General features: G+C 73.1%; 27 protein-coding genes. 13 read left to right on the forward strand and 14 right to left on the reverse strand.

The genetic code is table 11. The features are described from left to right. Nucleotides 1–127 precede the first annotated feature (127 nt). From BIU97_RS09750 to BIU97_RS09785, 8 genes are all read left to right on the forward strand, one after another. Nucleotides 128–667, forward strand: a complete 540-nt coding sequence (locus BIU97_RS09750; RefSeq protein WP_071259088.1) for an acyl-CoA thioesterase — start codon at nt 128–130, stop codon at nt 665–667. A 104-nt stretch (nt 668–771) separates the two neighbouring features. Beyond that, nucleotides 772–1,008, forward strand: coding sequence for a hypothetical protein (locus BIU97_RS17695; protein WP_071259085.1), 237 nt, complete (start codon nt 772–774; stop codon nt 1,006–1,008). Then, on the forward strand, nt 1,005–2,543 hold the full coding sequence (locus BIU97_RS09760) for an FAD-binding oxidoreductase (protein WP_071297535.1): 1,539 nt from the start codon (nt 1,005–1,007) through the stop codon (nt 2,541–2,543). Before BIU97_RS17695 ends, BIU97_RS09760 begins: the two co-directional genes overlap by 4 nt. Nucleotides 2,544–2,564: 21 nt before the next feature. Continuing rightward, nucleotides 2,565–3,206 (forward strand): YdeI/OmpD-associated family protein, encoded by a 642-nt coding sequence (locus BIU97_RS09765; RefSeq protein ID WP_083420877.1) that lies wholly within the window; start codon nt 2,565–2,567, stop codon nt 3,204–3,206. Continuing rightward, a complete protein-coding gene (locus BIU97_RS09770; protein WP_071259076.1) occupies nt 3,196–4,077 on the forward strand; it encodes an aldo/keto reductase in 882 nt (293 codons plus the stop codon). The genes BIU97_RS09765 and BIU97_RS09770 overlap by 11 nt, the downstream gene beginning before the upstream one ends. Nucleotides 4,078–4,241: 164 nt before the next feature. Beyond that, nucleotides 4,242–4,823, forward strand: a complete 582-nt coding sequence (locus BIU97_RS09775; RefSeq protein ID WP_071259072.1) for a PadR family transcriptional regulator — start codon at nt 4,242–4,244, stop codon at nt 4,821–4,823. Beyond that, nucleotides 4,820–5,548 carry an ABC transporter ATP-binding protein gene (locus BIU97_RS09780; RefSeq protein ID WP_071259064.1) on the forward strand — a complete coding sequence of 243 codons (729 nt, stop codon included), beginning with the start codon at nt 4,820–4,822 and terminating at the stop codon, nt 5,546–5,548. Before BIU97_RS09775 ends, BIU97_RS09780 begins: the two co-directional genes overlap by 4 nt. Then, nucleotides 5,545–8,379, forward strand: a complete 2,835-nt coding sequence (locus tag BIU97_RS09785) for an ABC transporter permease (RefSeq protein ID WP_071297536.1) — start codon at nt 5,545–5,547, stop codon at nt 8,377–8,379. The genes BIU97_RS09780 and BIU97_RS09785 overlap by 4 nt, the downstream gene beginning before the upstream one ends. A gap of 155 nt (nt 8,380–8,534) precedes the next feature. Here BIU97_RS09785 and BIU97_RS09790 read toward each other — a convergent pair whose 3' ends face one another. After that, nucleotides 8,535–9,635, reverse strand: coding sequence for a hypothetical protein (locus BIU97_RS09790; protein WP_071297537.1), 1,101 nt, complete (start codon nt 9,633–9,635; stop codon nt 8,535–8,537). Between the two features lie 157 nt (nt 9,636–9,792). Further along, nucleotides 9,793–10,464 (reverse strand): SDR family NAD(P)-dependent oxidoreductase, encoded by a 672-nt coding sequence (locus BIU97_RS09795; RefSeq protein ID WP_071297718.1) that lies wholly within the window; start codon nt 10,462–10,464, stop codon nt 9,793–9,795. Nucleotides 10,465–10,590: 126 nt separating this feature from the next. Between BIU97_RS09795 and BIU97_RS09800 the strand changes: the two genes are divergently transcribed. Continuing rightward, nucleotides 10,591–11,748, forward strand: a complete 1,158-nt coding sequence (locus BIU97_RS09800) for a PQQ-dependent sugar dehydrogenase (RefSeq protein WP_071297719.1) — start codon at nt 10,591–10,593, stop codon at nt 11,746–11,748. 92 nt (nt 11,749–11,840) lie between these two features. Here BIU97_RS09800 and BIU97_RS09805 read toward each other — a convergent pair whose 3' ends face one another. Together BIU97_RS09805 and BIU97_RS09810 are read right to left on the reverse strand one after the other, a co-directional pair. Beyond that, nucleotides 11,841–12,812: an NAD-dependent epimerase/dehydratase family protein gene (locus BIU97_RS09805; protein ID WP_071297720.1), complete on the reverse strand. Its 972-nt coding sequence runs from the start codon at nt 12,810–12,812 to the stop codon at nt 11,841–11,843. A 127-nt stretch (nt 12,813–12,939) separates the two neighbouring features. After that, nucleotides 12,940–13,671 carry an SDR family oxidoreductase gene (locus BIU97_RS09810; RefSeq protein WP_071297538.1) on the reverse strand — a complete coding sequence of 244 codons (732 nt, stop codon included), beginning with the start codon at nt 13,669–13,671 and terminating at the stop codon, nt 12,940–12,942. Between the two features lie 93 nt (nt 13,672–13,764). Between BIU97_RS09810 and BIU97_RS09815 the strand changes: the two genes are divergently transcribed. Then, nucleotides 13,765–14,316: a TetR/AcrR family transcriptional regulator gene (locus tag BIU97_RS09815; RefSeq protein ID WP_254782957.1), complete on the forward strand. Its 552-nt coding sequence runs from the start codon at nt 13,765–13,767 to the stop codon at nt 14,314–14,316. A gap of 144 nt (nt 14,317–14,460) precedes the next feature. On the opposite strand, the gene BIU97_RS09820 is transcribed toward BIU97_RS09815, so the two are convergent. Then, entirely contained in the window at nt 14,461–14,949 is a 489-nt protein-coding gene (locus tag BIU97_RS09820; RefSeq protein WP_071259012.1) for a DUF4126 family protein, read from the reverse strand. Between the two features lie 111 nt (nt 14,950–15,060). Here BIU97_RS09820 and BIU97_RS09825 point away from each other — a divergent pair, with 111 nt between their 5' ends. Further along, the gene (locus BIU97_RS09825; RefSeq protein WP_071297540.1) at nt 15,061–15,711 is read left to right on the forward strand and encodes an SDR family oxidoreductase; all 651 of its coding nucleotides are present in this window, start codon (nt 15,061–15,063) and stop codon (nt 15,709–15,711) included. A gap of 85 nt (nt 15,712–15,796) precedes the next feature. Here the strand turns inward: BIU97_RS09825 and BIU97_RS09830 are convergent, their stop codons facing one another. From BIU97_RS09830 to BIU97_RS09870, 9 genes are all read right to left on the reverse strand, one after another. After that, nucleotides 15,797–16,786, reverse strand: coding sequence for a matrixin family metalloprotease (locus BIU97_RS09830; RefSeq protein ID WP_071258999.1), 990 nt, complete (start codon nt 16,784–16,786; stop codon nt 15,797–15,799). Nucleotides 16,787–16,937: 151 nt separating this feature from the next. Next, nucleotides 16,938–18,029, reverse strand: coding sequence for a fatty acid desaturase family protein (locus tag BIU97_RS09835; RefSeq protein WP_071297541.1), 1,092 nt, complete (start codon nt 18,027–18,029; stop codon nt 16,938–16,940). 187 nt (nt 18,030–18,216) lie between these two features. Continuing rightward, the gene (locus BIU97_RS09840; RefSeq protein WP_071258992.1) at nt 18,217–18,933 is read right to left on the reverse strand and encodes a GAF and ANTAR domain-containing protein; all 717 of its coding nucleotides are present in this window, start codon (nt 18,931–18,933) and stop codon (nt 18,217–18,219) included. Between the two features lie 12 nt (nt 18,934–18,945). Beyond that, the gene (locus BIU97_RS09845; RefSeq protein WP_071258988.1) at nt 18,946–19,644 is read right to left on the reverse strand and encodes a GAF and ANTAR domain-containing protein; all 699 of its coding nucleotides are present in this window, start codon (nt 19,642–19,644) and stop codon (nt 18,946–18,948) included. A 108-nt stretch (nt 19,645–19,752) separates the two neighbouring features. Then, a complete protein-coding gene (locus tag BIU97_RS09850) occupies nt 19,753–20,211 on the reverse strand; it encodes a hypothetical protein (RefSeq protein ID WP_071258984.1) in 459 nt (152 codons plus the stop codon). A 288-nt stretch (nt 20,212–20,499) separates the two neighbouring features. Then, nucleotides 20,500–21,912 (reverse strand): PTS ascorbate transporter subunit IIC, encoded by a 1,413-nt coding sequence (locus tag BIU97_RS09855; protein WP_071258978.1) that lies wholly within the window; start codon nt 21,910–21,912, stop codon nt 20,500–20,502. 2 nt (nt 21,913–21,914) lie between these two features. Further along, nucleotides 21,915–22,211, reverse strand: coding sequence for a PTS sugar transporter subunit IIB (locus BIU97_RS09860; RefSeq protein ID WP_071258974.1), 297 nt, complete (start codon nt 22,209–22,211; stop codon nt 21,915–21,917). Next, a complete protein-coding gene (locus BIU97_RS09865; protein WP_071258971.1) occupies nt 22,208–22,666 on the reverse strand; it encodes a PTS sugar transporter subunit IIA in 459 nt (152 codons plus the stop codon). The genes BIU97_RS09860 and BIU97_RS09865 overlap by 4 nt, the downstream gene beginning before the upstream one ends. Before the next feature lie 15 nt (nt 22,667–22,681). Further along, complete coding sequence (locus tag BIU97_RS09870) at nt 22,682–23,413, reverse strand: GntR family transcriptional regulator (RefSeq protein WP_139195986.1); 732 nt, start codon at nt 23,411–23,413, stop codon at nt 22,682–22,684. Nucleotides 23,414–23,615: 202 nt separating this feature from the next. Here BIU97_RS09870 and tkt point away from each other — a divergent pair, with 202 nt between their 5' ends. Beyond that, the gene (gene tkt, locus BIU97_RS09875) at nt 23,616–25,622 is read left to right on the forward strand and encodes a transketolase (RefSeq protein ID WP_071297542.1); all 2,007 of its coding nucleotides are present in this window, start codon (nt 23,616–23,618) and stop codon (nt 25,620–25,622) included. Nucleotides 25,623–25,814: 192 nt separating this feature from the next. Further along, on the forward strand, nt 25,815–26,138 hold the full coding sequence (locus tag BIU97_RS09880) for a hypothetical protein (RefSeq protein WP_071258965.1): 324 nt from the start codon (nt 25,815–25,817) through the stop codon (nt 26,136–26,138). Nucleotides 26,139–26,152: the final 14 nt, after the last annotated feature.

The following is a 26,152-nucleotide window of genomic DNA, read 5'->3' on the forward strand; positions in this document are numbered from 1 at the left end:
CTGCAGGTCTACTCCGGGTGCGCCGCTCGGAGGAAGGCACTGCCGGTGCCGGTCAGACACGGACACCGTTCGTGTGGATCCTCCAAGGTCCACGCGGGGCAGCGCGGCCTTCTGGTGTGATCGGCGCGTGAACCTGTACTTCCGGCTGTTCCTGTTGCGCCTGCGTGTCCGGCTCCGCCCGACGACGGATGGGCGGCGGCCGTCGCTCTGGGACGCGGCACGCACACCGTTCCGCGTGACCCTGACCGACCTCGACCCGCTGCGGCACGTCAACAACGGGAAGTACCTGTCGATGCTCGACCTCGGGCGGCTCGACCTGATGCTGCGGTCGGGGTTCTGGAGCGCGATCGCGGAGCGCGCCTGGTACCCGGTCGTCTCGGCGCAGACCATCACGTACAAGCGGTCCCTGACGCTCGGGCAACGGTTCGAGCTCGTGACCCGGGTGCTCGGCGTCGACGACCGGGCCGTGTACCTGGAGCAGACGTTCGTCCGTCGCGGAGCCGTCGTCGCCCGTGCCGTCGTGCAGGCGCGGTTCCTGCGACGCTCCGGCGGGACCGTCCCGATGACGGACCTGCTCGACGCCGTGGGCGGAGCACCAGCTGACCGCGAACTGCCCGAGTGGGTGCACGGGTGGGCGGGCGCCGTCCGGATCAGCAGCACCGCCTGACGGTCACGGAACGGCGACAGATCCCGGCTCCGTCGGATGGCGTCGCACCGCCGGCGCTACGCTGCGAACACGGGGTGGACGCCCCGGGACGGAAGGGGAACGTCATGGTCGTCGTGTGGATCGTCGTCGGAGTGGTCGTGGCCATCGCCGCGCTGCTCACCGTGCTCGAGGTGCAGAACCGCCGTCGCGCGAAGCGCCTCGCCCACCTCGAACCCGTCGACCCGACCCTCGGCGCCCGCTCCCTCGCCGACGCCGAGGCAGCGCACTCGATGACCGAGGGCCTCGCGAAGTCCGCACACCCCGGCATCAGCGGTGCCAGCGGGGGGCTCGCCGGCTCGTGAGCCGCACGTCGACCCGGCGCGCCCTGCTCGCCGGGGGCGTCGGACTCGGGCTCGCCGGGGTCCTGGCAGCGTGCACCCGGCCGGGCCCCGCTCCCTCGGGCGCGCCGCACCCGACTGCCAGCGGCTCCGCCGAGCCGACGAGCACGCCGACGCCGGGCGGCCCCGACTCGTGGGACGCCCTCGCCGCCGCGGTCTCCGGGACGCTGCTCCGGTCCGGGTCGAACGGGTGGGACGGCGCACGCGTGCTCGAGAACCCGCGCTACGACGACGCCGACCCGCAGGGGATCCTCCGGGTCGCGGGGATCCCAGACGTGCAGGCCGCCCTCGCGTTCGCGCGCACGACCCACACGCCCGTCGCACTGCGAGCGGGCGGGCACTCGTACACGGGGTGGTCGGCCGGTGGCGCCCCGGGCACCGACGTCCCGCGGTCGCTCGTGATCAGCACGCAGGACCTCGACGACATCGAACTGCACGACGACGACACCGTCACGATCGGCCCGGGCGCGCAGCTCGGGGACGTCTACGCCGCGCTCGCGAAGGCCGGTCGGGCCATCGGCGCCGGGTCCTGCCCGACCGTCGGCATCGGCGGGCTCACCCTCGGCGGTGGGGTCGGCGTGCTCGTCCGCTCGTTCGGACTGACCTGCGACCAGCTCGCCGGCGTGACGCTCGTCACCCCGGACGGCTCCGTGCACGAGGTCTCGACGTCCCGCGAACCCGACCTGTTCTGGGCCTGCCGCGGTGGGGGCGGTGGAACCGTCGGCGTCGTGACCGCACTGACGTACCGGACGCAGGCCGCGCCTCCCGTCCTGCTCTTCACCATCACGTTCGCGTGGTCGGCCGCCGCTGCCGTGGTGCGCGCCTGGCAGGACTGGGCGCCCACCGCCGACCCGGAGCTGTGGTCGACGCTCAAGCTGCTCAACGGCAGTCGGCACACCGCCCCGACGGTCACCGTGACCGGCGTGTGGACCGGTTCGAAGACCGGCGCCGACACCACCGTCGACGGTTTCATCGCCGCCACGGGTGCGAAGCCGCTGGCGCACACCGGACAGGAACTGACCTACGGCGCCGCCATGTCCGCGTTGGCGGGGAAGCCCCGACGGGTGTCCGAGGCGGCGACCTCGTCGATCGGATCGACGAGGCTCACCGACGCACAGATCGACGTGCTCGTCGCGCAGGCGGCAGCGGCGGGCGACGTCGACGGCAACCTGGAGGGCGGGGTCGCCCTCGACGCCCTCGGCGGCGTCGTGGCGGACGTCGGTCGGACCGATTCGGCCTTCCCCTGGCGGTCGGCGCTCATGACGGTGCAGTACACCGCGGTGTTCGCGGACGGCACGGACCCCGCTCCGTTCGACGCCTACGTGCGCGGGTTCCGCCGGGCCATGCGGCCGGCGTGGGGCGACGCCGCCTACGCGAACTACTGCGACGCGGCGATCACGGACCCGTCGGCGTACTTCGGCGACAACACCTCGCGGCTGCACCGGATCGCCGAGCAGGCCGACCCCGCCGGCGTGCTGTCGCAGCCGAACTGGGTCTGAGGTCGCCCCTACGATGACCGCATGGACGTCGTCGACCTCGTGCTGCCGGACGCCGCCGCGTGGCGGGCCTGGCTCGACGCCCACGAGGACGACACCGACGGCGTGTGGCTCGTCCTGGCGAAGAAGGGCACGACGGAGCCGACGACCCTGACCTACGACCAGGCACTCGACGAGGCGCTGTGCTCGGGCTGGATCGACGGGCAGAAGCGCGGACGCGACGCCGCCACCTTCCGGCAGCGGTTCACCCCGCGCCGGCGCGCCTCGCTGTGGTCGCAGCGGAACGTCGGGCTCGTCGCCGCGCTCACCGCCGAGGGCCGGATGCGCGCGCGTGGCCAGGCCGAGGTCGACCGGGCGCAGGGCGACGGCCGGTGGGACCGCGCCTACGCCGGTGCCGCGAGCGCGACCGTGCCCGAGGACCTGCGGGCGGCACTCGACGCCGCGCCCGCCGCTGCCGCGCTGTTCGCCGGCCTCGACGCGGCGAACCGGTACGCGGTGCTGCACCGGATCGCGACGGCGCCGAGCGCCGCAGCGCGGACGAACCGGCTGACGAAGCTCGTCGGTGGACTGGAGCGCGGCGAGACACCGTTCCCGCGGTCAGCGCCGGGGGACACCCGTCCAGGGACCGGCGACGCACCAGGCGTAGACCGGGGACATGACCACTGACACCGACACCACGAACCGCCCGGCCGCTGCCTCCGGCACCTTCCGCATCGGTGGCGACCTCGAGGTCCACCGCCTCGGCTACGGCACCATGCAGCTCACCGGCCCCGGCGTCTGGGGCCCGCCGAAGGACCACGACGAGGCCGTCCGCGTGCTCAAGCGCGCCGTCGAGCTCGGCGTCGACTTCTTCGACACCGCCGACAGCTACGGCCCCTACGTCGCCGAGGACCTGCTCAAGGAGGCCCTGCACCCGTACGGCGACGACGTCGTCATCGCGACCAAGGCCGGTCTGACCCGCACCGGTCCGAACGAGTGGCCGCCGGTCGGCCGCCCGGAGTACCTGCGGCAGGAGGCCGAGATGAGCCTCCGCCGCCTCGGCCTCGAGCGCATCGACCTGTTCCAGCTGCACCGCATCGACCCGAAGGTCCCGCTCGAGGACCAGGTCGGCGAACTGAAGAAGCTGCAGGACGAGGGCAAGATCCGCCACATCGGCCTGTCCGAGGTCTCCGTCGACGAGGTGCAGGCCGCGCAGGAGATCGCCACGATCGTCTCCGTCCAGAACCTGTACAACCTGCAGAAGCGCGACGCCGAGGAGCTCCTCGACTGGTCGACCGAGCAGGGCATCGCGTTCATCCCGTGGTTCCCGCTCGCGACCGGTGGCCTGACCGGCGAGGACTCGCCGCTCACCGAGATCGCCGAGCGCAAGGACGCCACGCCGGCGCAGCTCGCGCTCGCCTGGCTGCTCAAGCGCTCGCCCGTCGTGCTCCCGATCCCGGGCACGTCGAGTGTCGCCCACCTGGAGGACAACCTGCAGGGCGCGACCATCGAGCTCACCGACGACGAGTTCGAGGAGCTGTCGAAGCTCGGTTCCTGACGCGACCAGCAAGCGGACGGGAGGCGCGGTGCCAGCGGGCACCGCGCCTCCCGTCCGTTGTGTGGGCACGTCGCGAGCTGCGCTTGCGTCGTTCCGCCGGCACCTGCATACTCGGTATGGGCATACCGAGTATGCCCATTCGCAGAACGGAACGAGGAAGTGTCATGAGCGTACGGATGGGCGTACTCGCGCTGCTGGTGGGCGGACCCGGGTACGGGTACCAGCTCCGGGGGGAGTTCGAGCACCGCACCGGCGGGAGCTGGCCGCTGAACATCGGCCAGGTCTACACGACCCTCGACCGGCTCGAGCGCGACGGCCTCGTGGCCCGCGGCGACGCCGACGACGACGGGCACGTCGTCTACACGGCGACCCCCGCGGGGCACGAGGAAGTGGCGCGCTGGTTCAGCGAGCCGGTGCCTGCCAAGCGCGGCCGCGACGAGCTGGCGATCAAGTTCGCCCTCGCGGTGACCGTGCCCGGCGTCGACGTCGCCAAGCTCGTGCAGGTGCAGCGCGGGGCCGCGATCCGCAACCTGCAGGACCTGACGCGGCTCAAGCGCACGGCCGACCCGGCGACCGACCTGGCGTGGTCGCTCGTGCTCGAGTCGATGGTGTTCCAGGCCGAGGCCGAGGTGCGCTGGCTCGACCACGTCGAGTCGAGCGTGGCCCGGTACCGACCGGACGACCACCCCGCCGCTCCCGAGTCCGCGACCGCGCCCGCCGCCGACGCCGCCCGGGGTGTCCGGTGAGCGCCGCACCGCTGCTGCGGCTCGACGCCGTCAGCGTGCACTACGGGTCCGGCGCCAAGGCCGTCACCGCCCTCGCCGGGATCGACCTGTCGGTCCAGCGCGGCGAGATGGTCGCGGTGATGGGCACGTCGGGCTCCGGCAAGTCGACGATGCTGGCGGTCGCCGGCACCCTGCTGCCGCCGACGAGCGGCGAGGTGGTCATCGACGGCGAGTTCGTGTCCGAGCGCCCGGCGAAGGAGCTCGCGGCGCTGCGCCGTCGGCTGCTCGGCTTCGTCTTCCAGGACTTCAACCTCATCCCCTCGCTGACGGCGGTCGAGAACGTCGCGCTGCCGCTCGAACTCGACGGGTGGAAGGCCTCGCAGGCCCGCCGCGCCGCCGAGCTCGCCCTCGACAACGTCGAGCTCGGCCACCGGCTGACCGCCTACCCGGACGACCTGTCCGGCGGCCAGCAGCAGCGCGTCGCCATCGCCCGCGGGGTCGTCGGCGAGCGCCGCCTGGTGCTCGCGGACGAACCGACCGGGGCGCTCGACTCGCAGACCGGCGAGGTCGTCCTCCGCATGCTCCGCCGCCACGTCGACGCGGGTGCCGGTGCGCTGCTCGTCACCCACGACGCACGGCACGCCGCCTGGGCGGACCGGATCGTGTTCCTGCGCGACGGTCGCGTCGTCGACGAGGCCGTGTACACCGGGGTCGAACAGGCACTCGCCGACCGGGCCGCGTCGTGAGCGGGCGACGGCGCTCCACCGGTACCGCCCAGCGCGTCCGGACGCCCTTCGCGCTCCGTCCCGCGCTCCGACTCGGCCGCCGACTCGCCTTCGCGAAGGCCGGGCGGGCCGCGCTCATCGTGGCGCTCATCGGGATCCCGACCGCGGGGTTCGCGGCCGTGGCCGTCGTGGTGCAGTCGACCCAGCCGACCCAGGCCGAGTCGCTCGCCTACGACCTCGGTGGGGCAGCCGCGCAGATGCGCGTGTCCGGTCCCGACCTGCCCGGCATGCGGCAGGACCCGGTGCAGTGGCAGTCCACCGAGTCGGCGCGGAACAGCCCGGTGACGAAGGCGGACGGCGACGCCCCCTTCGCGGACCCGCTGTCGTTCGTCCCGGACGGGGCGCTCGCGATCCCGGTGGGCAGCGCGCCCGTCGTGCTGCAGGGGCCGAAGGGACCGGTCGGCATCACGGCGGTCGAGGGCAGCACGTGGGACCGCTCGCTCGACGGGCACTGGCGGGTGCTCGCCGGCGACCGGCCGACGGCACGCGACGAACTCATGGTGACCCCGGCGACGCTCGACCGCCTCGGGGCGCACGTCGGCGACACCGTCGACCTGACCGACCCGGTGACGAAGCGCTTCACGATCACGGGCACGATGCGCGACCTCGGGTCGGCGCCCGACACGCAGGGCGTGTTCGTGCCGTGGGGCACCACCATGACGGACACCGCGGCGACGACTCCCGGCAGCCCGCCCGACGTCACGGTCTACCTGCCGACGACGGCACCGACCTGGTCGGAGATCCGGCAGCTCAACGCGCACGGCATCACCGTGCAGTCCCGCCCCGTCGTGCTCGACCCGCCGGACGAGCGCGTCACCGGCGGTTCCTCCGGGTCGAACCTCGGCTGGTACCTCGGCGGCCTCGCGCTGCTCGGCGTCTTCGCGATGTTCGAGGTGGCCCTGCTCGCCGGTGCCGCGTTCCTGGTCGGCACCCGGGCGGACACCCGCTCGTACGCGATCATCACGAGCGTCGGCGGCGAGAAGCGGTTCGTCCGCACGATCGTCGCCGGGTCCGGGCTGGTGCTCGGGGCGACCGGCGCCGTGCTCGGCGTGCTGCTCGGCACCGGGATCGGGATGTTCACCTACCGGATCATCGACGACGGCAACGTGCTGTCCTTCCCGGGCCTGCACGTGCCGCTGCCCCTGCTGCTGACGATCGGCGGTGCCGGCGTGCTGGCGGGCCTCGTCTCCGCCCTGGTCGCGGCGCGCACGGCGACCCGCATCAACGTGCTCGCCGCCCTGCGCGGTTCGCTCCGCCCGGTCGCGGTCAGCCGTCCGGCACGGCGCCGACGCCGGATCTGGGGTCCCGCACTCATCGTCGGCGGGGCCGTGATGACGCTGGCCTGCGGCATCGGCGTCCTCGTGCTGAACGACCGCGAGGTGCAGGAGGACCACCTGGCGTGGGTCGTCGGTGCCGGGGTCGCGATCGGACCCTGCCTCATGCAGCTCGGTGTCGCGATCTGCTCCCCGTGGCTGCTCGCCCTGGTGGCGCGGCTGTCGTCGCGTCTCGGACTGGCCGCGCGCATGGCCGCCCGCGACGCCCTGCGGAACCCGGTGCGCACCGTCCCGGTGCTCGCCAGCGTGATGAGCGTCGTCTTCGTCGCCTCCCTCGTCATCACCTGGAACGCCTCGAGCCAGGCCCGGTACGTCCGCGGCTACGACTACGCCACCGCCGTCGGGGTCGCCACGACCGAGGTCCAGGTCTCGGACGCCGACGGTGCGTCCTTCGGCGACCACGACGCGGAACTCACCGCACGGGCCGCGAAGGTCACCGCGGGCGTGCTGCGCCACGACCGGATCCGCGTGCTCGGCGTGGTGAAGGGCGGCACGGGCGAGACGCCGACGACCATGACGATCCCACACCGGTGGACGCCGTACGGCTGCACCGTGAACGACACGACCTCGTGCTCGTGGTTCCTCGACACGAGCGCCTCGTCGGACCCGCACATCCTGACCGGCACCGTCGACGACTACGCCGTGCTCACCGGGCACCGGCCGTCGGCCGCGGTGCGGGACGCCCTGGAGGGCGGCGAGGCGGTGTCGCTCTGGTCCGAGTACGCCCGCGACGGCGCAGTCCGCATCGACACGTTCCACGACCGCACGTACGAGAGCCCCACGATCACCGAACGCACCCGTCCGGATTCCAGCGTCACGATCCCGGCCGTCACCGACGTGCAGTCGCCGCGGATCAAGGTCGCGGTGTTCATGACCCGGGCGACCGCGGAGCGTTACCACGTGCCGGCGGTGGACGGCCTGCTCGTCACGACACTGCCGGGCGGCCTCACGCCGAAGCAGTACGACGAACTGAGCTCCGCGTGGCAGTCGTACGGCGGGGCCGACCGCGAACGGTGGTACGGACCGCAGTTCTTCTACGAGACCGGCCCGGTGGACAACGGGGCGCTCATCCGGGCGATCGTGCTCGCGCTGGCTGCCGCCGTCACGATCGGCGCGACCGCGGTCGCCCTCGGGTTGGCGCGGTCGGACGGCCGCCGCGACGACGAGGTGCTCGACGCCGTCGGCGCGGCACCCCGTCTGCGCCGGCAGGTGTCGACCTGGCAGGCGGCGATCCTCACCACGGTCGGGGCCGTGATCGGGACGCTGCTCGGGCTGCTGCCGATCCGGGCGCTCACGATCCGGTTCGGTGAGCAGGCCGTCGGCGCGAACCACCTGCCGTTCGTGCCGGACTGGCCGGTGCTCGGGCTGCTGGCGATCGGCCTGCCGCTGGTCGTGTCGGCCGGCGCGTGGCTGACCACCCGGAGCCGGCGCCGGGTCGCGGTGCGACGGGCGCACTGAACGGACGGGTGTACTGAACGGACGGGTGTACTGACGGACGGGAGGCCCGTGGCGTCGCCGCCACGGGCCTCCCGTCCGTCACATCGTGAGCAGGAACGGTCGGGTCGCTGCGGGGGACCCGACCGTTCCTGCTCACGAAGCGGCGAGCGCCGCGCTCAGTCGGGCACGCAGAAGGACTCGACGGTGACGTGCACACCGTCCTGGCCCCCACCGAGGCGCATCCGCTCGACCGCGGCGTCCTGCCGCAGCGGCAGGACGAGGTCGGTCCCCATCGCCCGGTCGACCGGGGCGTAGCCGGACGCCTTCCACCCCGAGAGCACGCGGGGCGTCAGGTCCTGCGGCCGGACCGAGGGCAGCACGAGCGAGCCGGTCCAGCGCCGTCCGCCGTCGTCGCACCGCTCCGGTACGAGCGCGACCGCCGGCGGTTCGGCGGAAGCCGGCGTCAGCGACGACAGGTCGTCGAGCGGGCCGGCCCAGCGGACCGTGTCCTCGAGCAGGGCACGCGTCCCCGCCTCGACCGCAGCGGGGCCGAGCGACGTCCGGGTCACGGGGGTCGGCCCCGGCCACTCCGGGTCCGTGGTCGGTGCGGGTCGGTCGGTCGCCACCGCCGGGTCGCGCTCGGACGACGGGTCGGGCAGGCCGCTACCGGAGAACGACGGCCCGACCGCGAGCACCCCGGCGAGGCCGATCGCGACGACCGCGTCCACCGGCCACACCGTCTCGGGCAGACGCTCGGGGTCGCCCGATGCGCGCTGGCGCCGCCACCGGAGCAGCACCGCCGCGGCGAGGAACCCGACCCCGGCGAGCACGACCGGCACCTCGACGCCGACCGGCACGATGCCGAGCCCGACGCTCCACCACGTCGCCGGTACGGCCGTCGCGAGCGCCGCCGAGCAGTACGCGGCGACGACCAGTCGGTTCTCGCGACGGGGCAACGGCTCCGTGTACGGACGGCGCCCCGGCGCGATCCACAGCGTCGCGGCGACCGCGTTGACGGCGACGCCGATCCGGCCGAGGCCGAGCGCCGCGAACTGCCCGACGTCCCACGGGAAGTGCCCGTCGGACGGGCCGTCGTACCGGGTGTGCCCGGCGACGTGCAGCAGCACCAGCGCCCCGACGGTACCGAGCAGGTACAGCGCCCAGGTCCACCGCGGTGCGCCCGCCCGCCGCAGGGCCGCGGCGACGAACAGCACGGACAGCGGCATGACGAGCAGCAGGGCGATGCCCGCCGCCCCGTCGAAGGCCTCCGGATCCACGCCTCGACGCTAGGGGCGCGCGGCGGTACGGCCCGCCCTCCGCCGTCGCGACTGTGTCCCCCGGCCCATCGCGGCCCTGGTGGCGACCGGCGACGGACGGGAGGCCCGTGGCGGCGTGGCCACGGGCCTCCCGTCCGTCACGTGGTGCGCATCGCGCTCAACCGAGCTCGGGCATCGGCTCCGCGTAGGTGCGGAAGTCGCCGCGCTCGGTGTGGATCGCCCAGAGGCGGTCGGCGATGGACTCGCCGGAGTGCTCGGGCTGCCCGTCGTCGATGCCGAACGGGATGATGAGCTGGCCGACGTGCACGTCCTCGTCGCGGACGGCGTCGTGGAGCAGCTGGGCGTAGGCGCTCTCGCCGGCGAAGGCGACGGACGTGCCGGTGACGCGGGCACCCGGGCGGACCGCGCTGCCGCCGTTGACGAACAGGATCGTGCCGTGGCCGATCGCGCGCATGCCGGGCAGCACCTGGCGGACGGCGTTGACCGAGCCGTAGACCGAGAACTCGATCGGACCGACCAGGTCCTCCGCCGTGGTCTCGAGCACGGGGCGCATGTACTCCTTGGCGGGGAGCGGGCTGTACTGCAGCACCTCGATCGGGCCGAGCTGCTCGGTCGCGCGCTCGAGTGCGGTGCGCAGCGAGTCCCCGTCGCGGACGTTCGCGGCGAACCCGGCGGCGGTGTGGCCGCGCTCGCGCAGTTCCGCGGCGAGGCCGTCCAGGCGGTCCTGGTTGCGGGAGATCAGGGCGACGGCGAAGCCCTCACGGGCGAAGCGCTCGGCGACGGCGATGCCGAGGCCCTTGCCGGCGCCGACGATGGCGATGGTGGTCATGTGCTGGTCCTTCCGGGACGACGTGGTGCCGACCGACACCCACTGAACCAAGCCGGGGACCGTGCTCCCCCAGGCGTTTCCCGAACACGGCGTGTGGGATCGACGCACGACCCCGGGAGGATCATCGTGGACAAACCCGCCGGAACGCCCCGCAGCCGCCGACGCTGGTCGGCGGCCGGCCTCGCCGCCGCCGCCGCACTGGCCCTCACCGCCTGCACGAGCGGTGGCGGGACCGAGCAGGACGGATCCGACCGGGGTGGTTCACCGTCAGCGCGCGCGACCGCGCCCGCCGACCTGTCGGCCGGTCAGGTGGCGCTCGACGGTGAGACCACCGACGTGGTCACCGGCCTGGAGGCCCCCTGGTCGGTGGTCCTGACCGGTGACGACGGCGACGCGCTGGTCAGCGAGCGCGACTCGGCCCGGGTGCTCGAGCTGCGGTCCGACGGCACCACCCGCCAGGTCAGCACCGTCGACGGTGTCAGCCACGGCGGCGAGGGCGGACTGCTCGGACTCGCGCTGCACGACGACGACCTGTTCGTCTACTCGACCGCCGACGACGGCAACCGGATCCAGCGGTACGAGCTGACCGGCAGCGCCGGGTCGTGGGGCCTCGGCGCGGCGACGACGATCATCGACGGTCTGCCGAAGAACACCTTCCACGACGGCGGCCGGATCGCGTTCGGCCCGGACGACATGCTCTACGCGAGCGTCGGGGACGCCGGTGCGAGCACGGACGCGCAGGACGAGGACTCGCTCGCGGGCAAGATCCTGCGGCTCACCCCGGACGGCGACGTCCCCGCCGACAACCCGATCGACGGGTCGCCGGTGTGGAGCCTCGGGCACCGCAACGTGCAGGGCATGGGGTGGTCGTCGGACGGCACGATGTTCGCGTCGGAGTTCGGTGAGGACACCCACGACGAGCTCAACGTCATCGAGCCCGGGTCGAACTACGGCTGGCCCGAGGTCGAGGGCACCGGCGGCGAGGACCAGGGCTTCGTCGACCCCGTGCAGCAGTGGTCCACCGACGAGGCATCGCCGAGCGGCCTCGCGGTCGTCGACGACACCGTCTTCATCGCGAACCTGCAGGGCCGTGTCCTCCGCGCTGTCCCCGCCGACGACCCCGGCACCGCGACCGAGTACTTCGCGGGCGACTTCGGCCGCATCCGGACCGTGCTCGAGGGGCCGTCGGACACGCTCTGGTTCGTGACGAACAACACCGACGGCCGCGGGACCCCGGCGAGCGGGGACGACCGGATCGTCTCCGTCCCGTTCACGCGCACGTGAGAGGGGTTCCCGCAGCCCCTCGCTCCCGCCGGACGTCGCGCCGTAACTGACATCAGGTGCGAGGAGTTCGCCACCGGCGTCGGGCGCCGAGTTCAGCCCACCAGGGGGTTCGCGACCTCGAGCCCACCGTGGTCGACGAGCCAGCGCACGGCGTCCAGCACGGTCTCCTCGGCGGTGAACGCCGGTGCGTAGCCGAGCAGACGAGTCGCCTTCTCGACGCTGAAGACCTGGCTGCGGGACAGGTGCTGCAAGCTCGCGTCGGCGTGCTCGGGAGCCGTGGTCTCGCGGAACCGGTCCCACGAGACGGGGTCGAGCCGGGCCTCCTGACCGAACCAGGACGCTGCCAGGTGGGCGTACCCGCGCACGGTGAGCGCCGTCGGGGCGGTGACGGAGAAGTCCTCGCCCGCCGCCGCGTCGCGGTGCTCGACCGCGAGCTGGAAGGCCTGCGCCACGTCGTCGGCGTGCACGTGGGCCATCGTCTCGGCGCCGAGACCGGGCACCTCGAGCGGTTCGCCGGCGGACAGCTTCGTGAGCACCGAGGTGTCGAGGTTGCCGAGCGGGCCGATCGGCGTCCAGCCCGGACCGCTGATGTGGCCGGGATGGAGCGACGTCGTGACCAGACCCCCTGACGCGGTTTCTTCCTTGAGCATCCGGGCGATGGCGTCCTTCTGGACGCCGTAGTCGCCGAAGGGCGGGGTCGCGTTCTCCTCGGTGATCGGGAGCACGTGCGAGACGCCGGCACGCCAGATCGAGCCGCAGTGCACCAGGTGCGTGTCGGTGCCGCGCAGGGCTGCGACGAGCGCGGCGGCGGACGACTCCGTGAAGCAGACCAGGTCGACGACCGCGTCGGCGCCGAGCGCGGCGATCCGGGCGCCGAACGTGCCGTCGCGGTCCTCCTGCTCGCGGTCGGCCGTGACCCGCTCGACCTGCTGCCACTCCGGGGCGTCGGCGTAGGGGGTGCTCGTGCCGCGACTCACGGCGACGACCCGGTGGCCGGCGCGGACGAGACGGGGGACGAGGAACGAGCCGATGTGGCCGGTGGCTCCGATGACGACGATGTGCATGCGGCCCACCGTAGGCCGAGGCGTGCGGATCGTGAGCAGGAACGGTCGGGTGCGGCGGTGCGACCCGACCGTTCCTGCACACGAAGCGCGAAGCGCGCGCGACCGGCGAGCGGTCGGACGGGCGACCTCAGTCGACGACGGCTTCCATCGCGGCCCGGGTCGCTGCGGCGAGGTCCTCGGCGGGAGCGCTGAGCAGGCCCTTCACGAAGCGTGAGTCGTCGTCCGCGAGCACCTCCCACGCGCCGGCGGCCACGCCGTCGTACGCCTGGGTCACCACGTGCTCCGGGGTCGACTTCGGCACGTCGAACCGAGCGCCCATGGCGGTCTCGATCATGCCGACGATGAGCCCGGTGACCGCGGTGCCCTGGCCGGCGAGTTCGGTCCGCAGGCCGTTCGTCGCAGCCAGCGCGGCGGCCTTCGATGCCGCGTAGACCGTGGGCAGCGGGATCCAGGCGGCCAGCGAGAGCACGTTGAGCACGGCACCGCCGCCGTTCGCCGCGAGGACCGGTGCGAACGCCGCCGAGACCCGGATGACGCCGAAGGTGTTCGTCGCGAACACGTGCTCGAGCGTGTCGTCGGCGACGGAGACGAGGGAGGCGTCGGCCTCGGGTGCGATGCCGGCGTTGTTGACGAGCAGGTCGACGTCGGACGCGGTCGCGACGGCCGCGGCGATCGACGACGGGTCGGTCACGTCGAGTGCGATCGGGACGACGCGCTCGTCGTCCCAGGTGCGCGGCGAGCGGGCGGCGGCGTACACGCGTCGCGCACCGCGCTCGAGGGCCTGGCGGACGAACTCGGTGCCGAGCCCTCCGTTGGCGCCGGTGACGAGCACGGTGCGGTCGGTGAACTCTTCGGTCATGGTGACTCCTGCGGTAGGCTCGATGGAAACGGGGATGCTCCCCGGAACAGTATGTGGGGATACTCCCCACATCCGTCAAGTCCAGGAGGTCCCGTGCGCGCCGACGCCCGCCGCAACCGCGACGCGATCCTCGCCGCGGCGCGCGAGTTGTTCGAGTCCGAGGGCATCCTGGCGCCCATCGACGGCATCGCCACCCGGGCCGGGGTCGGCAACGCGACGTTGTACCGGAACTTCCCGACGAGGGACGACCTGCTCGCGGCGGTCATGACCGACACCGTGCACCGGGTGATCGACGACTCCGCGGAGCTCGAGGACCGGGAACCGGTACCGGCCCTGCAGGAGTGGATGTTCCGGTTGGCGTGGGGGCTCCGGGTCTGGCAGGACCTGCCGACCTGCATCGCCGACGCCGTCGACGACGAGGACTCGCCCGTCCGGACGATCTGCTCGCGACTCACGGCCCGGACGGCGGAGTTCCTCGAGCGGGCGCGCGGAACGGCGAACGGCACCGACGACGAGGTCGACGCCTCGGCCGTGTTCGAGCTCCTGACGGCGGTGTCGTGGGGGCTCGACCGGTTCGGGGACGACGAGGCGCGTGCGCGGAAGCGGGTCCGGCTCGCGACCGCCGGGGTGGTCGCAGCGGCCTGACCGGCGTGCGCGGCGCGGGCCGGGCGCGGCACGGGGCGGGCGCGGGCCGGCGCGGAGGGACGATCGTGAGCAGGAACGGTCGAGTGCGCGGGTGCGACCCGACCGTTCCTGCTCACGGAGCGCGACGAGCGCGCGCCCCGGGACTCAGGCTGTGGTGATCACCTTCACCGAGCCGGCCACGGTGGCGGCGTCCTCGGCGAGCGCCACGACCGGGTCCGGCAGACCGGTGGTGGCGCCGACGGCCTTGCGGAGGCCCCACCCGACGAACGAGCCGACGACGGCACCGATGCCGCCGAGGATCGCGCCCTCGATGCGCAGGTCGCGCTGACCGGTGGTGCCGAGGGCCGCGCCGACGAGCGCGCCGGAACCGATCCGGCCGACGAGTCCGGCGGGGGAGATGCGGTTCGGGGTCTTCGGCAGCTTGTCGCCGACGAGCTCGCCCACGGCCGAGGCGACGAGCAGCCCGCGGCCGATCGGCGTGCTGAACACCTTCCAGTCCTGCCACGCCCCCTTCAGCGAGGACCGGTCGTGGTTGAGGGCCATCACGGCGAGCGGCGTGGCGCTGCGCCCACCGCTGAGGATGCCGAGGACCAGGGTCCGGACCAGGGTGTGCTGCTCGTGCTGCTTGCTCATCGTGTCTCCTTGACGTGTCGCCGCCGACGCTACCCACCGCGACCGGGTGCGCTCCGAGACTCGTCGACGGCGTCCCCCGGGCGCTGAGCCGCGGCGAGTACCGTCCGGTCCATGAGCAACGTCATCGTCTTCGGCGGCCACGGCAAGGTCGCACTCCTCGCCACCCGCATCCTGTCCGAGCGCGGCCACTCGGTCACCTCCGTCATCCGGAAGGCCGAGCAGTCCGACGAGGTCCGCGCGCACGGCGGCGAGCCCCGCGTCGCCGACGTCCAGCAGCAGTCCCTCACCGACTTCGCCGACCTCGTGCGCGGGCACGACGCCGTCGTGTGGTCCGCCGGTGCCGGCGGCGGTTCCGCCGACCGCACGTGGGCGATCGACCGCGACGCGGCCGTGCTCTCGATGCAGGGCGCCGCGCAGGCCGGTGTCGAGCGGTACGTCATGGTCTCCTGGGCCGGCTCGGTGCTCGACCACGGGGTGCCGCAGGACGACGACTTCTTCGCCTACGCCCAGTCCAAGATGGTCGCCGACGCCGTGCTCCGCGACTCGGGGCTGTCCTGGACCGTCGTGGCGCCGAGCACCCTGACCGACGACGACGCCACCGGGTCGGTCGACTGGGACGGCTCGTCGTCGCAGGTCGCCCGCGGCGACGTCGCCCACGTGGTCGCCGACGCCGTCGAGCGCCCCGAGGCCGTCGGTCGCACCTACCGCTTCAACCAGGGCTCGACGCCGATCGCGGACTTCGTGCGCGAGAGCGGCGTCTGACCGACCGCAGCGGCGGCCACCAGCCGCGCGGCGGCCACCACCACCGCAGCGGTGGTGGCCGACTCGGCGAGCACGCTCACCGGGCTCAGTAGAGGGCCGCGATGCCCTGCAGGTCGCCGAGGCCGAGCGTGCGGGCGTCGAGGTCGCAGTACCCACCGGACGGCTGCATGACCTGGCCGGTGCCGGTCTTCACGTGCGCGAGGCCGTAGACGTGCCCCCACTCGTGTGTCGCGACGGCCTGGGTGTCGAACCGTCCGCCGGCGCACGTCGCGGTCGAGCTCCACTTGTACCCGGTCGCGTACCGCTGGTCGGACTCCTTGGCGACGCCGTTGCCGTCGTACCAGACGCACGTCACGCCGAGGGTGCCGGCGGGCAGCTTCCCCCAACCCATCACGCTGTACCCGCTGCTCCTGCCGCAACCGCCGCGGTCGGTCAGGGCAGGCGCCTGGGTGGCCAGGCGGACGTAGGCGTTGCGCGCCGTGGAGGTGGCGGTGGTCCCGCACGCGGTGATCGTGCCGGTCCAGGCGTTCGCCGCCTTGCGCAGGGCGTCCTTCGCGTAGGTCGACTTCTGCCCGGACTCGTTGTAGTACCACTGCACCGAGCCCGACCACCGGTACCCCGTCGTCGCGGACGACGTGTTCGTGCACTTCGGGTCGGCGGCGGCCCGGGTCGAGGCGGCGGGGGCCGCGGCGGTCCGTGCCGCGGCGGAGCGGGACGCCGCCGACGCCGCTGCCGAGGAGCCCTGCCAGACGTCGTCGACCCGCACCGCGACGCCGGACGCCCCGGTGTTCGCGACGACCACCTCGGGCAGCTCGGCCGCGCCGGGGACCGAGGAGCTGGTCGCAGCGACGCTCTCGCCGGGAGCCGGCACGGCGAACGTGCGGCCGTCCGGCAGGGTGACCGACCCGGACGTGAGGGTGCAGCCGCTCTGCAGCGCCCGCAGCGTCAGCGTGCCGCCGGCGCAGTGCTCCGCGGCGGTCGGCGTCGCCGCCTGAGCCGGTGCCGCGCCGATGGTGAGTCCCGCGGCGAGGGCGATGACCGCCCCCGCGGTGAAGCCGTTCCGGACAGGTCGCATGGTTGCCTTCCCGCGGCGGACCCCTGTGCCCGCCGTCCCTGGTCGGGTCCATGCTCGCGGATGCACCCCGCCCGGGTCCAGCGGTTCGTGGGGACGACGGCCGTCCGATCCGGAAACCGAGAGCGGACGGTCGACTGCGGGCAGCCGGCGGCTACCGCAACCGCTCCGCCATCGGGCAGGCGAAGGGGTCCCGCGCCGCGAGTCCGACCTCGTTGAGGAACCGCACCACGATGACGTACGAGCGCACGAGCGTCGTCTCGGTGTACGGCACGCCCTGCTCGGCGCAGTACCGCCGGACGATGTCCCGCGCCGCGCGCAGGTTGGGCCGCGCCATGTTCGGGAACAGGTGGTGCTCGACCTGGTGGTTCAGGCCGCCCATGAAGTACTCCACCCAGGCGCCGCCGCCGATGTCGCGCGAGGTCAGGACCTGCCGCGAGAAGAAGTCCACCCGCCGGCCGGGCTCGATGACCGGCATCCCCTTGTGGTTCGGCGCGAAGGCGATCCCCATGCAGAAGCCGAAGACGGCGAGCTGCACGCCGAGGAACGCGAAGGCGATCCCGACCGGCAGGAACCAGAACACCACGCCGAGGTAGAGCACGAACCGTGCGGCGAACACCGAGCCCTCGGCCCAGCGGTGCTTCACGGGCCCGCGCCGGGTGTACGTGCGGATCGACTGCCAGTGCAGGTTCACCCCCTCGACGAGCAGCATCGGGAAGAAGGCCCACCCCTGCACCCGGACGAGCACGCGCAGGAACCCGGTGCGACGGGCGGCGTCCTCGGGACGGAACGAGATCGCGTCGAACGAGATGTCGGGGTCCTTGCCGACCGTGTTCGGGTTGGCGTGGTGGCGGGTGTGCTTGTTCGTCCACCACGCGTAGCTGACGCCGGTCAGGAAGGTGCCGACGTAGCGCGCGGAGCGGTCGTTCCAGTGCTGCGAGGCGAAGACCTGGCGGTGGGCGGCCTCGTGGGACAGGAAGGCGAACTGCGTGAACAGCACCCCGAGCACCCCGGCGACGAGCAGCTGCCACCAGGAGCCGCCGAGCACCGCGAACGCGCCGCCGGTGCCGACGAGCAGCACGGTGAGCACCGCGATCAGTCCCCAGTACCAGCGGGTGCGGCGGCCGAGCAGTCCGGCGGTCCGGACCCGGGCCAGCAGCGCGGTGTAGCTCGAGGTGGTGTCGGTGCGGTCGGATCGTCGTCCGGTCCGGGTGTACCCGGTCGGGACGGCCTGGTCGTCGCCCATGGTTGCCTCCTGGCTCCAGCGGTCTGCTGCAACCGGGGTCAGGGGCTACGTGGTGTCCCCGACGATACGCCCGCCGGCCGGTGCGCACACCGGGACCGACGACGAGTGCGTTGCGCGGCGACCACGGCGACCGCGGCGACCGCGGCGACCGCGGCGACGGCAGCGACCACGGCGACCGCGGCGACGCTCAGGCCGGGATGACCAGCCGGCGCTCCACCACGGCCCGTGCCACGTCGGCGAGGCGCTCCTGGTGCGACCGGGCGTACTGCCGGAGCATCCTGAACGCCGTCTCCATGTCGACCTGGTGCGTGTACGCCACGAACCCCTTCGCCTGCTCGATGACGACCCGGCTGTCGAGCGCGCGCTGCAGCTGGTCCTGCGCGACCTTCGCGTGCTCCACCGTCCGCTGCTGCAGGATGCTGATCGTCGCGACGTCCGTCAGGGCCTGCGCGGCGAGGGCGTCGTCGGCGTTGAGCCGCCCCTCGGCCTCGCGGAACAGGTTGAGCGATCCGAGCGTCGTGTCGCGCAGCCGCATCGGGATCGCGTGGACGGACGCGTACCCGGACTCGGCGGAGGCCGCCGCGAACGTCGGCCACCGGCGGCGCATCTCGGCCTGGTCCTCGACGGAGACGAGGCGACCGGTCGAGAAGCACTCCACGCAGGGGCCCTCGCCGGAGTCGAGCTGCAGCAGGCCGACGAAGCCCGACCGCTCGTTGGTCGACGCCAGCACCTCGAGCTCCTGGTGCTGGTTGACGAGCAGGATGCCCGCCGCCGACGCGTCGAACAGGTCCACGACGTTGTCGACCAGGGTCTGCAGCAGGTCGACGACGTCGTAGTCGTCGACGAGGGTGTCGGTGAGCGCGACGAACGTGTCGACGAGACGGTGCTCGCGGGTCGGTGCCATGGTGCGTGCTCCTCAGTTCTCGGAACCGTACGGCCGGGTGAGGTCGATGCGGCGGGCGATGACGTCGTTCGAGACGTCGCGGACGGTTCGTTCGGTGGCGAAGGCGTGCGCCTGCAGGACGAGCAGGGCGTCGGAGACGTCCACGCCGAGCTGTGCGGCGACCATGCCGGTGGCCTGGTGCACCTCGCGTCGGGAATACCGGCCGGTGTGCATGTCGGCGCGTCCGTCGGCCGCGGCGGCGAGCAGGGCCTGGCGGAGCACGCGGCGCGCGGCGACCTCGGTGAGCTGGACCGCGCCGCGGACCTGGCCGGCGGTGAGCTCCCGACCGTGCTCGACCGACAGGTCGACGGCACCGACGGGGATCGTCCCGACGTGCATCGGGAAGGAGAACACCGCGCCGACGCCGGCGCGCAGGAGCTCCTCGAGCGCCAGCGGCCAGCCCGCGTTGTCCGAGGCGGCCAGGTCGGGCTCGAGCACCGGGCTGCGACTGACGAGCGCCTGCCAGCAGGGCCCCTCGCCGAGGTCGAGCTGGATCTCGTCGACGCGCTCGGCGAGGCGGCTGCTCGCGCACACGGTGAGCGAGCCGATCGGGTCGCCGAGCGTGGAGATCCCGACCGCGCTCACCGGCAACGTCGTCAGGAACGGCGGGCACATGTCGCTGCCGTCCGGCGCGGTCTGCAGCGCGGACGCGGCGATGGTGAAGTCACCCATCCGACGCCCTCGTTCCTGGTCCACGACCGCTGCACCCTCGGACGGTGACCGATCGTCCACCGCGTGTTGTCACGCTAGCGCAGTCGGCGACCGCGGCCGCTGCGGTGGTCACATCGCACGCGGTCGCGCCGGCTCGGGCACGAAGTGGATCCGCTCGGCCGCGCGCGTGACCTCGCGGGCGCGCGCCGTCCGGTCGTCGAACGCCAGGCGCGCGGCGTCGCGCACCTCTTCCTGGTCGGCGAGCACCGTCCGGCTCACGGTGTCGACGATGGTCGCCACCACCGTCGCGAGTCCGCGTTCCAGCTGCCCGAGGCTCGTGTTGCCGATGACGAGTCGACGGTCCTGCACGTCGAGCGTGACCTCCGGGTACCCGGCCGCGACGAGGCGGGCGTGCCCGAGCTCGCCGCGCAGCGCGGTGGTCTCGGCGGTGTCGGGTCGCCGGTTGAAGACGGCGGGTACGTCGTAGGTGGCCGCCGCCGAGGGCGAGCCGAGTTCCGTCGGCAGGCCCGAGGCCACGACGCTGGTGAGGGCGAGCGGCGTCGAGGCCGCCTCGGATCGGTTCGTCATGATGACTCCCTTGGCGGCTCCGCAGGGGGACGCCGGGAAGACCCCGGCTCCGTCCTGCTGACACCGTGACGCCAGTGTGGGACCCGACGATGTACGCGCACCCAGCCACGGCCCGTGGGCCGTGTCGGGTCGGACGGGAGGCCCGTGGCGGCCCCGCACCGCGCCTCCCGTCCGACAGCGGGTCGCGTCCACCACCGGACGCAGCCGGAACAGCGATGGTCGGGTGCGCGAACGCGACCCGACCATCCCTGCTCACGGACCGCGCGGGGCGCGCGTGTCCGCTCGTCTTCAGCGCGCCGCTGCGACCTCCTGGTCGCGCTCGGCGGCCTCGGCCTCGGTCCGGCGCTTCGCCCGGCCGCGCATCACGATCGACGCGCCGTACACCAGCACGATCGCGGCGAGCAGTCCGACGATCACGGCGACCTGTCCACCCGCACCGGCGAGGTGCCCGAAGACCAGGCCCACGACGCCGAAGTCGGCGTCCGAGAAGGTCGAGTTCGCCAGCCCCACGTCGCCGAGCACCGGCAGGAGCAGCAGCGGCAGGAACGTGATGGCGAGCCCGTTCGTGAACGCGCCGAGCACCGCGCCGCGTCGACCGCCCGCGCCGTTGCCGATGACACCGGAGGCCGCGCCGGTCATGAAGTGCGCGACGACGCCCGGGATGATGATCGCCGTGCCGCTCACGGCCATGACCACCATGCCGACGATGCCGCCGGCGAAGCTCGACAGGAAGCCGATGAGCACGGCGTTCGGGGCGAACGTGAACACGATCGGCACGTCGAGCGCCGGCTTGGCGTTCTTGACGAGCCGCTCGCTGATGCCCTTGAAGGCCGGCACGATCTCGGCCAGGACGACGCGGACGCCGGCCAGGATGATGAAGACACCGGCGGAGAACGTGGCGGCCTGCATCACCGCGAAGATGATGAAGTTCTGGCCGTCGCTCAGCTCGGACTCGATGTACCCGGCACCGGCGAACAGTGCGACGACGACGTAGATGACGCCCATCGACAGCGCCACGATGACGGTGGTGTCGCGCAGGAAGCCGAGGCCGGACGGGAACGCGATGTCCTCGGTCGACTTCGACGGCTTCTTCTTGCTGCGGGTCAGGGTCGCGACGACACCGCTCAGGGCGATGCCGGCGCCGCCGGTGTGCCCGAGTGCGACGTCGTCGGTGCCCGTGACCTTGCGCATGAAGGGCTGCACGACGGCGGGGGAGACCGTCATGACGATGCCCTGGGCGATCGAGCCCCACAGGATGACCTGCCACGTGCTGAACCCGGCGACGCCGAAGATCACCGCGACCATCGCCGCCATGTAGAAGGCGACGTGGCCGGACAGGTAGATGTACTTGAACTGCGTCGTCGCGGCGAGCACGACGTTGACGATCATGCCGAAGAAGAAGATGAGCGCGGCGGCGGAGCCGTACTCGAGCAGCACCTGGCCGACGATCGCCTCGTTGTTCGGCACGACGCCCTGCACGTTGAACGCGTGCTGGAACATGTCGCCGAACGGCGAGAGCGAGGCGCTGACCACCCCGGCGCCGGCCGCGAGCACGAGGAAGCCGACCAGGGTGCGGACGGTGCCCTTGAAGACGTCGCTGCCGCTCTTCCGCTGGATCGCGAGCCCGATCAGCGAGATGAGCGCGACGATGATCGACGGCTGCCGGAAGAGGTCGAGCAGGATCGACACGAACCCGTTCATCGTCAGGCCCCCGCGGGGACGTCGACACCGTGGCGGGTGAGGGCCGCGGCGGTCTTCGTCTTGATCTCGGAGAAGTCGATGAGGCTGTCGAGCACGACCACGTCACCGAGGTCCTGGGCGGCCTCGGCGATGTCCTTGCCGACGAAGACGACGTCGGCCGAGGTGGACGAGGCCGAACCGAGGTCGGTGTGGTCGACGTCGACCCCGCTGACCCCGAGCTCCTTGAGCGCCTTGTCGATGTTCATGTGGGTCATGAAGCTGGAGCCGAGGCCGGTGCTGCAGACGGCGAGGATCTTCATGCGTTCTGTCCGATCTGTGAGAGGACCGACGTGACGTCGGCGGGGGTGGTGGCGTCGAGGAGCCCGGCGCGGGCGTCCTCGTCGGTGAGCAGGACGGCGAGTTCCTGCATCGTCTGGATGTGCTCGCTCGAGTCGCTCGCGGCGAGGCACAGGAACAGGTCGATCGGGTGCGCCGGGTCGTCGGCGAGCAGCACGGCGGGCCGCACGCGCAGGTAGGACAGCGCCGGTCGGACCACGCCGGCCTCGGGGCGGGCGTGGGCGAGGGCGACGCCGGACCCGAGGTCGATGTACGTGCCGCCGGGTGCCGCGACCGCGGTCTTCATCGCCTCGACGTAGTCGGGGGTGATCGACCCGTCGTCGACGAGGGGCGCGGACACGAGGTCGACCGCCTGCTGCCAGGAGTCGACGTCCGCGGCGAAGCGGATCCGGTCGGGGGTGAGACGTTCTCTGAGCATGGTGTTCCTGTTCCGTCAGCTGTGCAGTCCGAAGAAGATCTCGGAGTTCTGCGGCGTGAAGTCCGAGACGCCGTACGCGACGGCCTGGTCGTCCTGGTCGAAGACCGTCGAGGCGACCCGCAGGAGCTTCTCGCCGTGGTCGACCATGAGGGCGTCGGACGTGGGGCCGTCCGCGGCGCTGACCGAGACGAGCAGGTCGTTCCGGACGAGGGTCACGCCGTAGACCTCGCGCAGGAAGCCGTACAGCGACCCGTCGGTGAAGTCGGTCGTCGCCGCCAGGGGGAAGCGCTCGACCGGCAGGTAGGTGGTGACCCGGTGGTGCAGGGTGCCGTTGACGAACCGGAGCCGGACGAGCTCGACGACGCGGTCGGCGGAGGACACGTCGAGGCGCGCGCCGACCGTCTCGCCGGCGACGACGACGTCGTGCCGGAGCACCTGGCTCGAGACGGCGAAGCCCTCTTCCGTCTGCTGCACGTAGAAGCCCTTCACCTCGTCGGCGAAGCGCTCCCGGTAGTGGGTGCGGAACTGCGGCTCGGTGACGAAGGTGCCGCGGCCCTGTTCGCGCACGAGGTGCCCGTCCGCGATGAGCCCGTCGACCGCGTGCCGCAGGGTGATCCGGCTGACGCCGTACTCCTCGCAGAGCACCGGTTCGGGTGCGAGCCGGGTGCCCGGCGCGAGCTTGACGATGCGCGAGAGCAGGTGCTCGCGGACGGCCACGTACTTGCTCGTCCCGCTGATCGTGCGCACGGATTCCTCCACGTCGTTGTGTGGCTCGCAGGGCGGGCCGAGGGCTGGACCGTCAATTCGTCATGACGACTTGACGTCTGAGACGGTACCCCGCTCGGACCGGGATCGCAAAACGACGCCGATTGGTCTTGATTCGTCATGACGTCATGATCCATGACCTACCGTCGAGAGCGTCCCACCACGCCCCGATGAAGGAGTACGCATGACCACGGACGTCGGCCGGAACGCCATCGACACCGCCCGGATGCTCGCGATCGACGCCGTCGAGGCGGCCGGGTCGGGCCACCCCGGCACCGCCGCGGCACTCGCCCCCGTCGCCCACCTGCTGTTCCAGGAGCACATCCGGCACGACCCCGCGTCGCCGGAGTGGCCGGGGCGCGACCGCTTCGTGCTCTCCTGCGGGCACGCGAGCATCCTGCTCTACACGCAGCTGTTCCTGACCGGCTACGGCCTGACCCTCGACGACCTGCGCGCGTTCCGCTCGGCGGGCTCACGGACGCCGGGGCACCCCGAGTTCGGGCACACCCCCGGGGTCGAGACCACGACCGGCCCCCTCGGCCAGGGCCTCGCCACCGCGGTCGGCATGGCGATGGCGCTCAAGCGGGACCGGGCACGCCTGGACCCCGACTCCCCCGCCGGCACGTCGCCCTTCGACCAGCGCGTCTGGGTGCTCGCGTCCGACGGCGACCTGCAGGAGGGCATCTCCTACGAGGCCGGCGCCCTGGCCGGCCGGCACGGACTCGGCAACCTCACCGTCGTGTACGACGACAACGACATCCAGATCGAGGGCAGCACCACCCTGACCTCGTCCGAGGACACCGGCGCCCGCTTCGCCGCCCAGGGGTGGCGCGTCGACCACGTCGCCACCACCCCCGACGGCGACGTCGACCTGGCGACCCTGCACCGCGTGCTCTCCGGCGAGCGCGACGACCGGCCGCACCTCGTCGTGCTCGCCTCGCAGATCGCCTGGCCGGCACCGAACGCCACCGGCTCCGCCGCGTCGCACGGCGCCCCGCTCGGCGCCGCCGAGACCGCCGCCACCCGCGCGGCGCTCGGCATCGACCGCGAACCGTTCGACGTGCCCGCCGAGGTCCTCGCGCACACCCGCCGCGCGGTCGACCGGGGCGAATCACTCCGCGCCGCGTGGGACACCGCGTTCGCGGCCTGGACCGACGTGCACCCGCAGGCGGCGTCCGAGCACGCACGTGCCGCACGGGGCGAGCTGCCCGCCGGACTGACCACGGGCCTCCCGACCTTCGAACCCGGCACGCAGCTGGCGACCCGCGACGCCTCCGGCCGGGTCATCCAGGCGCTCGCCGAGCGGATGCCCGAGCTCTGGGGCGGCTCCGCCGACCTCGCCGAGCCGAACCGCACCGCCATCGTCGACGGCGGCTCGTTCCTGCCGTCGTCGCCGACCGGCCGGAACGTGCACTGGGGCGTGCGCGAGCACGCCATGGCCGCCGCGATGAACGGCATCACCCTCGCCGGCGGGTCACGCTTCTTCGCCGGCACCTTCCTGGTGTTCAGCGACTACCAGCGCCCCGCGATCCGCCTCGCCGCCCTCATGCAGCTCCCCGTCACGTACGTGTGGTCGCACGACTCGGTGGCGCTCGGCGCGGACGGTCCGACGCACCAGCCGATCGAGCACCTGGCGAGCCTCCGTGCGATGCCCGGCTTCGCCGTGGTCCGGCCGGCGGACGGCAACGAGACCGTCGCGGCGTGGGCGGCGGTCCTCGAACGGCGTGCACCCGCCGGGCTCGTCCTCGCCCGCCAGCCGCTGCCCGTCGCCGACACCCCGGTCGACGCGGTGCGGGAGGGCGTCGCCCGCGGCGCGTACGTCGTGCGCGACACCGACGGTGCGCCCGACGTCGTCGTGGTGGCGACCGGCAGCGAGGTCGCCCTCGCCCTGCAGGCCGCCGAGCAGGTGCCGGACCTGGCCGTCCGGGTCGTGTCGATGCCCTGCCGCGAGTGGTTCGAGGCCGGGGACGCCGACCACCGCGAGCGCGTCCTGCCCCGCTCCGTGCGCGCCCGGGTCGTCGTCGAGGCGGCGTCGCCCTTCGGCTGGGAGGGCATCGCCGGCCCCGACGGCGTCGTGGTCGGCATCGACGAGTTCGGCGTCTCCGCGCCGGCAGCAGACGCACTCGCGGCACGCGGCATGACCGTGGAGCGCGTCGTCGAGGCGCTCCGCACCGTGGCCGCGCGCGTCTGACCCGTCGCCTCGAGTCGTGTCGCCGCTCGAGTCGTGGCGCCTCACGAGTCGTGTCGCCGCTCGAGTGAGCAGAAGACGTCGGGTGCGAGGTCGACACCCGACGTCTTCTGCTCACCGGGTGCTCGTCGCGTCACCCGTTCTCGGGCTGTCAACGGGTCGGCCCCCCGGGCACGATCGATCCGGGAGGCCGCGATGCGCAGCACGACGACGAGGGTGTCCGCGTGGCACCTGGCGTGGAGCGCGCCGGCGGGACTCGCCGTCGGCGCGGTCGCGTTCGTCACGGCGTTCTTCGCGTGGTGCGGGACCGAGCGGTGCGCCGCCACGGACCCCGCTCGGTACGCGGTCGAGACGACGGTCGCGTTCGTCGTCACCGGCGTCGGGGCGCTGCTCGGCGGTGTCGTCGTCCGGCTCGCGCCGTGGACCCGTCAGCGGGGACCGCGAGCCGCGGTGACCGCCGTCGTCGTCGCGCTACCGCTCGTCGCCGCCGTCGCGTACGTCGCCCGGTTCGGCGGTTGACCGGTCGACCGCGC

This window comes from Curtobacterium sp. MCBA15_009 (assembly GCF_001864895.1).
Lineage (GTDB): Bacteria > Actinomycetota > Actinomycetes > Actinomycetales > Microbacteriaceae > Curtobacterium.

Excerpts from the sequence above, each read along its gene's own strand:
- BIU97_RS09850 (WP_071258984.1), bottom strand. The coding sequence starts at position 20,211 with ATGACGAACCGATCCGAGGCGGCCTCGACGCCGCTCGCCCTCACCAGC.
- BIU97_RS09865 (WP_071258971.1), bottom strand. The coding sequence starts at position 22,666 with ATGCTCAGAGAACGTCTCACCCCCGACCGGATCCGCTTCGCCGCGGAC.
- BIU97_RS09880 (WP_071258965.1), top strand. The coding sequence starts at position 25,815 with ATGCGCAGCACGACGACGAGGGTGTCCGCGTGGCACCTGGCGTGGAGC.
- BIU97_RS09845 (WP_071258988.1), bottom strand. The coding sequence starts at position 19,644 with ATGGGTGACTTCACCATCGCCGCGTCCGCGCTGCAGACCGCGCCGGAC.
- BIU97_RS09775 (WP_071259072.1), top strand. The coding sequence starts at position 4,242 with ATGAGCGTACGGATGGGCGTACTCGCGCTGCTGGTGGGCGGACCCGGG.
- BIU97_RS09860 (WP_071258974.1), bottom strand. The coding sequence starts at position 22,211 with ATGAAGATCCTCGCCGTCTGCAGCACCGGCCTCGGCTCCAGCTTCATG.
- BIU97_RS17695 (WP_071259085.1), top strand. The coding sequence starts at position 772 with ATGGTCGTCGTGTGGATCGTCGTCGGAGTGGTCGTGGCCATCGCCGCG.
- BIU97_RS09855 (WP_071258978.1), bottom strand. The coding sequence starts at position 21,912 with ATGAACGGGTTCGTGTCGATCCTGCTCGACCTCTTCCGGCAGCCGTCG.
- BIU97_RS09805 (WP_071297720.1), bottom strand. The coding sequence starts at position 12,812 with ATGCACATCGTCGTCATCGGAGCCACCGGCCACATCGGCTCGTTCCTC.
- BIU97_RS09765 (WP_083420877.1), top strand. The coding sequence starts at position 2,565 with ATGGACGTCGTCGACCTCGTGCTGCCGGACGCCGCCGCGTGGCGGGCC.
- BIU97_RS09810 (WP_071297538.1), bottom strand. The coding sequence starts at position 13,671 with ATGACCGAAGAGTTCACCGACCGCACCGTGCTCGTCACCGGCGCCAAC.
- tkt (WP_071297542.1), top strand. The coding sequence starts at position 23,616 with ATGACCACGGACGTCGGCCGGAACGCCATCGACACCGCCCGGATGCTC.
- BIU97_RS09830 (WP_071258999.1), bottom strand. The coding sequence starts at position 16,786 with ATGCGACCTGTCCGGAACGGCTTCACCGCGGGGGCGGTCATCGCCCTC.
- BIU97_RS09835 (WP_071297541.1), bottom strand. The coding sequence starts at position 18,029 with ATGGGCGACGACCAGGCCGTCCCGACCGGGTACACCCGGACCGGACGA.
- BIU97_RS09770 (WP_071259076.1), top strand. The coding sequence starts at position 3,196 with ATGACCACTGACACCGACACCACGAACCGCCCGGCCGCTGCCTCCGGC.
- BIU97_RS09825 (WP_071297540.1), top strand. The coding sequence starts at position 15,061 with ATGAGCAACGTCATCGTCTTCGGCGGCCACGGCAAGGTCGCACTCCTC.
- BIU97_RS09795 (WP_071297718.1), bottom strand. The coding sequence starts at position 10,464 with ATGACCACCATCGCCATCGTCGGCGCCGGCAAGGGCCTCGGCATCGCC.
- BIU97_RS09840 (WP_071258992.1), bottom strand. The coding sequence starts at position 18,933 with ATGGCACCGACCCGCGAGCACCGTCTCGTCGACACGTTCGTCGCGCTC.
- BIU97_RS09820 (WP_071259012.1), bottom strand. The coding sequence starts at position 14,949 with ATGAGCAAGCAGCACGAGCAGCACACCCTGGTCCGGACCCTGGTCCTC.